This is a genomic window from uncultured Megasphaera sp., from assembly GCF_958350005.1.
Classification (GTDB): Bacteria; Bacillota; Negativicutes; order Veillonellales; family Megasphaeraceae; genus Megasphaera.
In genome coordinates this window covers 1-9,714 of sequence record NZ_CATWFF010000077.1, presented here as the reverse complement: position 1 = coordinate 9,714, position 9,714 = coordinate 1, and the positions used below count along the sequence as shown (strand labels likewise).

General features: G+C 53.6%; 9 protein-coding genes. 7 read left to right on the top strand and 2 right to left on the bottom strand.

All coding sequences use genetic code 11. The features are described 5' to 3' along the window. Nucleotides 1–51 precede the first annotated feature (51 nt). Nucleotides 52–360 (top strand): PepSY domain-containing protein, encoded by a 309-nt coding sequence (locus Q3886_RS05930; protein ID WP_301860273.1) that lies wholly within the window; start codon nucleotides 52–54, stop codon nucleotides 358–360. A 105-nt stretch (nucleotides 361–465) separates the two neighbouring features. Here the strand turns inward: Q3886_RS05930 and yfcE are convergent, their stop codons facing one another. Further along, the gene (gene yfcE / locus Q3886_RS05925) at nucleotides 466–1,017 is read right to left on the bottom strand and encodes a phosphodiesterase (protein WP_301860272.1); all 552 of its coding nucleotides are present in this window, start codon (nucleotides 1,015–1,017) and stop codon (nucleotides 466–468) included. 281 nt (nucleotides 1,018–1,298) lie between these two features. Here yfcE and Q3886_RS05920 point away from each other — a divergent pair, with 281 nt between their 5' ends. The 3 genes from Q3886_RS05920 to bcp all read left to right on the top strand — a co-directional run bounded on the left by Q3886_RS05920 (nucleotide 1,299) and on the right by bcp (nucleotide 3,767). Further along, nucleotides 1,299–1,952 (top strand): hypothetical protein, encoded by a 654-nt coding sequence (locus tag Q3886_RS05920; protein ID WP_301860270.1) that lies wholly within the window; start codon nucleotides 1,299–1,301, stop codon nucleotides 1,950–1,952. Beyond that, a complete protein-coding gene (locus Q3886_RS05915; protein ID WP_301860269.1) occupies nucleotides 1,898–3,205 on the top strand; it encodes an LTA synthase family protein in 1,308 nt (435 codons plus the stop codon). The genes Q3886_RS05920 and Q3886_RS05915 overlap by 55 nt, the downstream gene beginning before the upstream one ends. A gap of 100 nt (nucleotides 3,206–3,305) precedes the next feature. Continuing rightward, nucleotides 3,306–3,767, top strand: a complete 462-nt coding sequence (gene bcp, locus Q3886_RS05910; RefSeq protein WP_301860268.1) for a thioredoxin-dependent thiol peroxidase — start codon at nucleotides 3,306–3,308, stop codon at nucleotides 3,765–3,767. Between the two features lie 125 nt (nucleotides 3,768–3,892). Here bcp and lgt read toward each other — a convergent pair whose 3' ends face one another. Continuing rightward, on the bottom strand, nucleotides 3,893–4,690 hold the full coding sequence (gene lgt / locus Q3886_RS05905) for a prolipoprotein diacylglyceryl transferase (protein WP_301860265.1): 798 nt from the start codon (nucleotides 4,688–4,690) through the stop codon (nucleotides 3,893–3,895). A 139-nt stretch (nucleotides 4,691–4,829) separates the two neighbouring features. On the opposite strand from lgt, the gene Q3886_RS05900 reads away from it, so the two are divergent. The 3 genes from Q3886_RS05900 to Q3886_RS05890 all read left to right on the top strand — a co-directional run. Continuing rightward, nucleotides 4,830–6,506 (top strand): glycosyl hydrolase family 18 protein, encoded by a 1,677-nt coding sequence (locus tag Q3886_RS05900; protein ID WP_301860263.1) that lies wholly within the window; start codon nucleotides 4,830–4,832, stop codon nucleotides 6,504–6,506. Nucleotides 6,507–6,588: 82 nt separating this feature from the next. Continuing rightward, nucleotides 6,589–9,069, top strand: a complete 2,481-nt coding sequence (gene leuS, locus Q3886_RS05895) for a leucine--tRNA ligase (protein ID WP_301860274.1) — start codon at nucleotides 6,589–6,591, stop codon at nucleotides 9,067–9,069. A gap of 80 nt (nucleotides 9,070–9,149) precedes the next feature. After that, nucleotides 9,150–9,714 (top strand): CoA pyrophosphatase (locus tag Q3886_RS05890; protein ID WP_301860262.1); only part of this gene is annotated, 565 nt, incomplete at its 3' end.

Below are 9,714 nucleotides of genomic sequence, written 5' to 3'. Positions count from 1 at the left end.
GCATAATATACTCATCAAGTACACTATACCGTTACAGGAGGATATACCACTATGAAATCATCATTTGCACGTATACTGACTTTGGCCAGCGTTGTTACCGCTTTGGGCGCTGCTGCCGCATTTGCCAATATTAGCGCGCAGGATGCGCAGAATCTGGTATTGAAAGAATACCCCGGTGCAACGGTTTATGATGTAGACCGCGATCGGGACGACGGATATGCTGTATATTCCGTAGAATTCAGCACGCCTGAGATCTGGGACGGCGAAGTCACCATTGATGCGGAAACAGGGAAAATCATTGAACGGGATATTGAATACCGCGATGAACACCATAATCATGGCCGCCATCACCGCAGATAAGGACATATAATAGTATATAAAAGACTGGCCGCTGCATGGTCTGCCGGGTTGTCAGATGCAGGTCTGATATTGGCAGGGAGTGCAGGAGGCCAGTCTTTTTTTGTATCAGGGAAGCGTCAGGGAATGGAAGGCCTTTCCGGTAGTGACGTCTTTCCACGTAAAGGTCTGGTCGTCCCAGGTCATATAGCTGTGGGGCGTATGGTCTTTTGGCAGCGATACGGAGCCGGGATTCAGGTAGTACTGGCCGCAGCCAAAAGGCTCCCATGCCGGGATGTGCGTGTGTCCGTGGAGCAGGATGGCCTGTTCCGGCAGGGGCGGCAGCTGATACGTGTTGTATATGTGGCCGTGTGTGGCAAACATCAGGTGCGATCCTGCCGAAAAGATAGCATACTCTGCCATAATGGGGAATTCCAGCACCATTTGATCGACTTCACTGTCACAGTTGCCGCGAACGCAAAACAGCGTATTTTTCCATTCATTGAGCATGGTAATCACCGTTTTGGGATCGTAGTCCCTGGGAAGAGCATTGCGCGGCCCGTGGTAGAGGAGGTCGCCCAGCAGCAAAATGGCATCGGCCCGTTCCGTTTCGGCCTGTTCCATGAGCAGACGGCAGTAATAGGCAGAGCCATGAATATCAGAAGCAATGAGATATTTCATTGAATTGTACCTCCTTATATAACCTTTCTTCCTGTATATGGTACTGTATTTTGTCGGTCAGCGCAACTCCTGTCGCAGGGAGTGCTGTGAAACAGGGAATAGGGTGTATATATGGTAAAGTATCTGTCAAAAACAGGTATGTATCCTGTAAAAAAATACCTGTTACACCGGCAAATAATCTGCTATAATAAGGCCGGTTTAACATTGGCATACAGTGCCTGTGTCGTGTCTGGCTGCAGGCTGGTAAGCCCGGCTTACAGGCAGGAGAGGAGATGCAGTACGTGGCAGTACGATTTTTACGGTATATACAGCAGGATTTGAAATGGTTCTGGTATATGGAATTCCTGCTCATGGTCTTTCGGGTAGCGTTTCTGGTCCTGTATTCCGGACAGGTAAGCAGCGCTTCCGGAGCGGATATTGGCTATGCCCTGTGGCTGGGGCTGCGCATCAGCCTGAAAACGGCGGCAGTACTTACGGCCGTTCCCTTTTTGTTGGCTACCCTGCCTGGAACGTGTTGGAGCGCGTGGCCTGCTGAACGGATTCGCCTGTATTGGGGCTGCCTGGCTACGGCTGTCATGGCTTTGTTATTTATGATACGAATTCCCTATTATCAGGCGTTTCAGTCTTCTTTTAACATTATGATATTTAACGGGATGAAGGATGATGGCAGGCCATCTGGCAGACCATGCTTCAGCAGTATCAGCTTGTCCCCAGACTGGCTGGCGCTGTATGCCTGGCTGGACTGTGTATCTTTATCTGGTATAAACTTGCCCACACCCGTACGTGGATACCGTCGCGGCATATTCGAAGTGTTACTGCCTGTGTCCTTGTTCTGCTGCCTGTGTTCGCTGTTTTCTGCCGTTTTGGCGGCGGCTTCAGCATGGCAACGGGCGTGCCCTGGGAAAGTGCGGCCCGTACGCCCAATCATTTACTGAATGAAGCTGTTCTTGATGATGGCCAGGCCCTGTACCGGGCCTATTCCACGTACCGGCGGGCCTATAAAAAAGCGCTCCGACCTATTTCGGCAGCAGAACTGCAGCAGGCCATTGTAACCCTTGGCGGGAATGCTCAGGCCCATACGATTGACGAGGCCTTTACCCGCCAGACGAAAGGACCGTCTCTGGCCGTCCGGCCCCGTCAGGTCGTGCTGATACTGGGAGAAAATTATGCCCTTTGGCCGCTCCTTTCGCCATACCGCAGCCTGGGACTGGCTAAGACCGGGGAGTTTCTGGAAGCCAATGGCGCTCATACATACCGGTTTTTAGCAGACAGCAACGGAACTATCGGCGCTGTCAATGCCCTGGTATTAGGGATTCCCGATGTAGGCATGTATCCCAATTATGTCATGGGACGCGGCGGCGATGTGGATCAGCTGGGAATAGGCGCGGTCATGAAGCGCATGGGGTATAAGACCGTATTCTGGTATGGCGGCATGCGGAGCTGGCAGGATGTTGGCGCCTTTTCCCGGCGTGAAGGATTTGATGAATTTCACGGTGCCGATGAAATGAGCCATGCCGACGGCCAGTCGTCGTGGGGCGTATCCGATGAATCTCTGTTTCAGGCTGTCCGCCAGTATATGGCGGCCCATCCGGATGAAGAAGATACGTTTCATTTTATCCTGACGACGACGAACCACCCGCCCTTTTCCTTTGATGTAGACAGCAAAGGCTTTCCCCGCAGCGCAGTGCAGGCTGCCTTGCCGTCGTCTGTCCCGTCTGATGCGAAAACGATGGATCAGCTCGGCCATATCTGGTATGCCGACCAGGCTATGGGACGGTTTATTCAGCAGGTACAGCAACAGGACCCGTCGGCATTGTTCGTCGTAACCGGTGACCATGCGGAACGCTTCAGCTTTGCCCAGGACGTGCCGCTGGAAGTATTAAGTGGTATCCCTTGCTATATATACGGTGATGGTGTGTCGACGACGCTTTTTGATGACGATACAGCCGGCAGTCAGCTGCAGATTGCACCGACCCTGGCCGAGCTGATTCTGCCGGAAGGCAGTACCTACGAATCGCTCCTGCCGCCGCTGATGAGATCGCACCGTGCCTTTAATCACCGCCTGGTCTGGGCAGATGGCGTTATGGAAGAACAATCTCATCTGTATGATGATGCCTTTCAGGAGTATATGGAAGCGGCCCGGACCATTGCCATCTGGCGTATTACCAGGGGAACACAGATGCCCTAGATGCCAGATTCGGATACCTGTGATAGGATATAAGCAGTCTAAGCTGTATTGGCTGCAGGTATATATGTTGTTGTTTTATTGTTGGAACGGAGGAATGGATATGTTGGAAATTGGTATGGTTGCGCCGGATTTTTCCCTGCCTGATCAGGATGGGAAGACTGTGGCGCTTCATGATTTCAAAGGAAAGAAAGTCGTTTTGTATTTTTATCCCAAAGATGATACGGCAGGATGTACGAAACAGGCCTGCGGATTTGCAGAATTGTATCCGCAGTTTCAGGAAAAAGACGCTGTCGTCATTGGCATCAGCAAGGACAGTGTGGCATCGCACAAGAAATTTCAGGAGAAATATAACCTGCCCTTTACGCTTCTGTCTGATGAAGACAAGGCGATCATTCAGCAGTACGACGTGTGGAAGGAAAAGAGCATGTACGGACGCAAGTACATGGGCATTGAACGGTCCACCTATTTGATTGATGAAAATGGCGTCATCGCCAGGGCCTTCGGCAAGGTCCGTCCCGGTGACAATCCGAAGAAAATGCTGAAAGAACTGCCTCAGGCATAAACAAACAGAGCCGTCGCGTACTGCGGCGGCTCTGTTGTCGTATACGTAGTATTGTGCGGCAGATACAGGCGGGGTGCAGACAGCCAGGAACCTCAGGTATCCTGTGTGTGTCCGGCTGGCGGTGCTCAGGCCTGCTGGCCCTTATCTGCCGTATCGACCGTTCCGTTCCACTGCAGATAGAGGAAGACTGCCAGGGCGATGGCGAAGGCGGTGACGCTCGTCAGCTGCGCCGATTTCAGGCCCAGCGTCAGGCTGACGTAATCGCCGCGGAGAAATTCCAGGAAGAACCGTTCCACTGCGTACAGCATGACGTACAGGCAGAAGACCTGACCTTTTTTATGAGGAAAGGAACTGTAAAACAGGAGGACTACGAAGGCGATAATGTCGAGCTGTCCTTCCCAGATCTCTGCCGGCCACAGGGGCTGATTGCCGTAGGTGCGGTAGGCCAGGGTCGTGTCCGGATAGAGAATGCCGAAATTGCCGCCTGTCGGATGGCCAAAAGCGTCGCCGTTCATGAGATTGGCCATGCGGCCTACGGACTGGCCCAGGATGATGGCCGGTGCCAGGAGATCGCCGAAGGCCCACGTGTCAATGCCGTGGCGGCGCGTGTACAGAATGCCGGCAATGGCGCCGAAGATAAGGCCGCCCTGAATGGCCATGCCCCCTTGCCAGACGAAGGGAATTTCCAGCAGGTGATGCTGATAGTAGGCCCAGTCGAAGAAGAACACGTCCCAGAGCCGTCCGCCGACGATGCCGGCCAGGCCGCAGCAGAGGGTGAAGTCAAACATGTGGACGTGCCAGCCACGGCCATCGCGCTTCATTATATAATACGCCGTCAGACCGGCGGAAATGATTCCCAGCATAAACAGCAGCCCGTAGGCGCGGATGGGAAAGGATCCGATGAAAAATAAGTACTGATGCAATCGAAATGCCCCCTTTTGTGGTATAATGCTAACTATATGCAGGGAAAACCTGCCTATTCATTATACTTGATTTTTCAGAATTTACCAGAAAAAACGCGCATATCGCCAGTTTCTGGACAGATAAGACAGGAGTGGAAGTATGAAACGGTATCGATGGCTGCAGCTGGTCTGTGCTGCTGCCTGCATCAGCTGGGCTGTACAGTTCCCGGTCTGGGCAGCAGACAAGGCCGATGGGCCTGTAGAAAAGAAGATGGCCGATACGGCATCAGCATCAGCCTCCAAAATGGTGGACCCGGCATTTTCCGTGCCTAAAGTGAACAATCCCATTCCCGACGAAGTCGTAAACGGCATGAAGATTGTCGAGGAAAAAGGGCGGTGGCTCGTATCGGACAAAGCCCTGGAGCAGTACGGCATTTACAGGGCCGATGAAGCAGAGGGGACCTACTGGTTCCGCCTGCCGCCGGCCAGTGACGGCTCTTCGCCATGGCTCAACGACTACGTGGCCCTGCGCCTGCCGGGACGGGACGTCCGGGACGGGAAGCGGACCATCAATATCCGCCACGTCCGCCGGCCTCTGGGCATTGGCTATGTCCTCGGCGAAACGCAGAATGAACTGTATCCGCCGCGAAAACCGACGCGGGTGGCGCCTATGCTGCAGCAGGTAAAGCCAGATACGACTGCGCCGGCAGCTGTGCAGAAACAGGGAAAGATGGGGCTCGTCCTGTTCTGGGACCCCAAGATGGACGAAGAAGCGCCGCTGCCGGCACTGCAGACGGCGCAGCCTGTCATGTCGCCCTGTGCCTTTCGCCTCAGTGACACGGGCGTATTGCTGCGCAACCCCGATTTTGATATGCTCGCTGAAACCTATGCCAGCAAGGGCTATGCCATGTGGCCTCTGGTGGACAACAATTTTGACCCTGACCTGACCCATCGGATTTTGCAGGATGAACGGCTGCAGGAACAGCTCATTCAGGAGCTCATTGGCTATGCCTTATTATATGAATTTAAAGGTTACAATCTGGACTTTGAAAATATTAACTATGCCGACCGCGACGGCCTGACCCGCTTTGTCGCAGCTGTCAGCAAGGCCTGTCATGCCTATGGCCTGCAGGTCTCCATGGATGTGACGCCCCTGTCGGACAGTCCCAACTGGTCTCTCGTCTATGACCGGCAGGCTCTGGCATCCAGTCTGGATTATCTCATGGTCATGGCCTATGACCAGTACGGCCGTACCAGCCCCGTTGCCGGACCGGTAGCCTCGCTGCCGTGGGTGGAAAAAGCCGTTCAGGATATGGTGCCCCTCGTCGGCGCCCATAAGCTCATTTTGGGAATGCCTCTGTACATGCGCCTGTGGTATGAATCGGCTGACGGCAAAGAACTGCCGGCAGACCTGAATCTGTGGCCCCCTCTGGCCGGGACGAAGAAGACGGCGCCCGCTGCGAATCCGGCGGCGCCTGTGCCGGATACGGACAGAGCGGCAAGGGGAAGCAAGGCCGACCTTCCAGATGGTAACAGCAAACGCACAAAGGCTCCCCGTAAGCCCAAATTGTTTGTCCGCACCTTGTCTATGGCCGACAGCGAAGCGGTGCGGGAGAAATACAAGTCCTACGTGAAGTGGGACGATGCCCTGCACCTGTATGTCCTCGACGTGCCCCTGGAGACAGGACGGGTCAAAATCTGGTTTGAAGACGAACAGTCCCTGAAAGCCAAAGCCGAACTGGTGACGACATACCAGCTGGGAGGGGTCAGCCTGTGGCGCAAAGGCTTCGAATCGCCGCAGTTCTGGGATAATTTTGCAAAACATGAATTGACTTGATGAAATGAGAACATTATAATATTATTATGTAACTCTGCGACGGCGCGTTTTACCGTTCTGGACGCAAAATAGGAGGCCAATGATAGTGGAAAAATATATTCCCCAAGAAATAGAAAAGAAATGGCAGCATGTGTGGGAAGAAAGCAAATGTGACTGCTGCACCGAAGATACAGGCAAACCGCCGTATTATGTACTGGAAATGTTCCCGTATCCTTCGGGCAATCTCCATATGGGCCATGTCCGCAATTATACGATTGGCGACGTCATCGCCCGGTACCGCCGCATGCTCGGCTATAACGTACTCCATCCCATGGGGTATGACGCTTTTGGCATGCCTGCGGAAAATGCGGCCATTAAGCACAATATTCCGCCTGCCGACTGGACGTTCAGCAACATTGCCAATATGACGCGTCAGCAGAAAGCTCTGGGCCTGTCGTATGACTGGGATCGGGAAGTAGCGACCTGTCATGAAAAGTATTACAAGTGGACCCAGTGGATTTTTGAACTCCTCTATAAGCGGGGACTGGCATACCGCAAGGAAGCCAAGGTCAACTGGTGTGAAAAGTGCAATACCGTCCTTGCCAATGAACAGGTTATTGACGGCCTGTGCTGGCGCTGTGACACGCCGGTAGTCAAAAAGGACCTGAAACAGTGGTTCTTTAAAATCACAGATTATGCCGATCGCCTCCTGGACGATCTGAAGCTGCTGCCAGGCTGGCCGGAACGGGTCAAGACGATGCAGAAGAACTGGATCGGCCGCAGTGAAGGGGCAGAATTCTCCTTTGATATTCCGGAAATCGGCAAGAAGATCCCCATGTTCTCGACCCGTGTCGATACGATTTTCGGCGTAACCTACATCGTACTGGCACCGGAACACGCCTATGTGCAGGAACTGATTAAAGGCAAGGCCAATGAAGCGGAACTGCAGGCCTTTATTACGCGCATGAAGAACATGAGCGACATCGAACGGACGTCGAATGATGCCGAAAAAGAAGGCATGTTTACCGGCGCCTATGCAGTCAACCCGGTGAATAACGAAAAGGTACCTATCTGGATCGCCAACTACGTTTTGGCTGATTACGGTACTGGCGCCGTCATGGGCGTTCCGGCTCACGATCAGCGTGACTGGGAATTTGCCAAAAAATTCCATCTGCCCATTCATCTGGTCGTACAGAATGCCGACAAGACCCTCGATCTGGACACGATGACCGAAGCCTATCATGATCCGGGCACACTGGTTAATTCCGGCGAATTCGACGGCCTGACAGACGAAGAAGGGCGCAAAGCCATTACGAAATGGCTCGTCGAACACGACCTGGGCAAGGGAACGGTTAACTTCAAGCTCCGGGACTGGCTTATTTCCCGTCAGCGCTACTGGGGTGCGCCTATTCCCATTATTTACTGCCCCAAATGCGGCGAACAGCTCGTTCCGGAAGATCAGCTTCCTGTCAAGCTGCCGACAGACGTCAAGTTCACAGCCGGTGCCGTATCGCCGCTGGCAACGAGTGAACACTTCGTACACTGCACATGCCCGAAATGCGGCGGCCCGGCAACGCGGGAAACGGATACGATGGATACGTTCGTCTGCTCGTCGTGGTACTACCTGCGCTATACAGATGCCCGCAATGATGAAAAGCCCTGGGACCCGAAGAAAGCCAATCACTGGATGAACGTAGACCAGTATATTGGCGGCATTGAACACGCCATTCTGCACCTCATGTATTCCCGGTTCTTCATGAAAGTTTTCCATGATGCCGGCCTGGTCGATGCCGTAGAACCGTTTGAACGGCTCCTGACGCAGGGCATGGTGCTCCTGGACGGCAGTAAAATGTCCAAATCGAAGGGCAATATCGTATCTCCTGAAGATATTATCCATAAATACGGTGCCGATACGGGACGGCTGTTCATTCTGTTTGCCGCTCCGCCTGAACGGGATCTGGACTGGTCCGATGCCGGTGTTGACGGCTGCTACCGCTTCCTGAACCGCGTATGGCGTATTGTCCATCAGTACAATGACCTGGCCAAAACAGGCACGGCTGGCGGCGATCTGACGGAAGCAGAAAAGGAACTGCGCCGTCTGGAATACCAGTCCATTGCCAAAGTGACGGAAGATGTAAAGGGCACGGACGGCAATTACGCCCTGAATACGGCTGTCAGCGCCATTATGGAATATGTCAATGCCATGTATGCTTATGTGAACGGACAGAAGACGATTCACACCGACGTAGCCGTAGAAGCAAATACGAATCTGCTCAAGATCATGGCGCCCTTTACGCCGCATATTGCCGAAGAACTGTGGCATATTTCCGGCTTTGAAGGCAGCGTACATCAGCAGCAGTGGCCCAAAGTCGATGAAACGGCCCTTGTTGTCGATGAAATCGAACTGCCTGTTCAGATTAACGGCAAAGTCCGCGACCGGATTACCGTTCCTGTCGAAACCGACGCCGATGCCGTGCAGAAGCTGGTTCTGGCCATACCGCGCGTTCAGTCTCTTATTGAAGGCAAGAAGATCGTCAAGTTCATTGTTGTACCGAAAAAAATTATTAACATCGTTGTGAAATAATAATCGATGCCATGTATACCGGAGGATGTCTGCGTGAACGGACATCCTCTTTTTTTCTGAAAGGCGAGGAGGTTGGTCCTATGGACAGAACGGCACCGTGGCCGGAACGGGTAGTCCGGCAGAATTCCTGTATGAATACGATACCCTGCGCCGTACTGGTACCTGTTGTGCTGGTAGACGGTGAGGAACACGCCCTGTTTGAAGTGCGCAGCTCCCGGCTGCACTGGCAGCCAGGAGACATATGCTTTCCCGGCGGTGCCATTGAAGCCGGCGATGCTTCGCCCCTGGCGGCAGCCCTGCGGGAAACGAGGGAAGAGCTGGGCATTTCGGCATCGCATATCCACGTCTGGGGGCCCCTGGACTATGTCGAATCGCCTGTGGGCGTAACTGTATGGCCCTTTGCAGCCTATGTGGATACGATGGACCTGTCCCTGAGTGCCGCCGAAATCGACCATATCTTCACCGTGCCCCTGGACTGGTTTGCCCATCATACGCCGGAACGGGCCCGCATCGAACTGGCCACGCGGCCGGCGCCGGGATTTCCTCCGGGCCTGTCGGCGTCAAATCAGGTCGGCTGGAAACAGCGCCGCACCTATACGGTGCGCATATATACGTACAAAAACTATAAAATTTGGGGAATTACGG